The 802-nt window shown below is 60.8% G+C and carries 1 pseudogene; it reads left to right on the top strand.

Features of this window, described 5'->3' with window-relative positions:
- Positions 1–802, top strand: a pseudogene (locus tag M3I53_RS37995) (DUF2235 domain-containing protein); the annotation flags it as partial.

The following is an 802-nucleotide window of genomic DNA, read 5'->3' as shown; positions in this document are numbered from 1 at the left end:
TGCGTGCCTGCTTTCCCGTGACGCCCGTGCGCGGCACGCAGGCATTCTACGAAGAAATCGTATTGCCGGGCGTGCATTCCGATGTGGGCGGCGGCTATCGGCCCGAGGAACAGGCCCGCTCCGACCTGCTCGCCCGCATAGCGCTGAACCGCATGCGCCTTGAGGCAGCAATAAGCGGCGTGCCGTTCACCGCACCAAAGCTCGCCGAGAAGGACGTGTTCGCCCTTTTCGAATATGACGACGACGTCAAGGCGCTGTTCGATGAGTACATGGGCACCGTGAACACAAACGGGACTCTGGAGCAGCAGATCTTCGCGCACATGCGCCTCTACTACGGCTGGTTGAAGGTGCGGTTCAGCGAGCGGCCTTGCGACGTCTACAACGGGGTGTGCTCGGCCGATCCGGAGATCCAGGCCCAACTCGAGCGGATTCAGCAGTTCCACGAGCAAATGCAGATCGACGTGGACACGATGAACTGGCGGGCCTACCTGACGCAGTTGTGGAAGACAGATCGTGGCGAATACGATCGCGTGATCGAAGCGGCCGGTGGTAATCGCCCTCACAACAAGCCGCTGTCCGACGAACAGCTGGCTTACTGGAATGTGTGGCTGAACCCACCGACCCTGTCGCCCAACATGATCCGCTTCTTCGATCAATACGTGCACGACTCGCGAGCCGGGTTCCTGCGCATCGACGGTAGCGGGTACCTCAAGCCACGGCAGATCATTGACGTTGAGGGGGCAAGCGTAGCTACAGCCCAATCCGGGACAACGCAACCGTCCGGTTCGATGGCAGAAACCTC

It is taken from the genome of Paraburkholderia sp. CNPSo 3272, from assembly GCF_024206495.1.
Classification (GTDB): Bacteria; Pseudomonadota; Gammaproteobacteria; order Burkholderiales; family Burkholderiaceae; genus Paraburkholderia.
The sequence above is the reverse complement of the archived record's forward strand: the minus strand, read 5'-3'. Positions and strand labels throughout refer to the sequence as shown.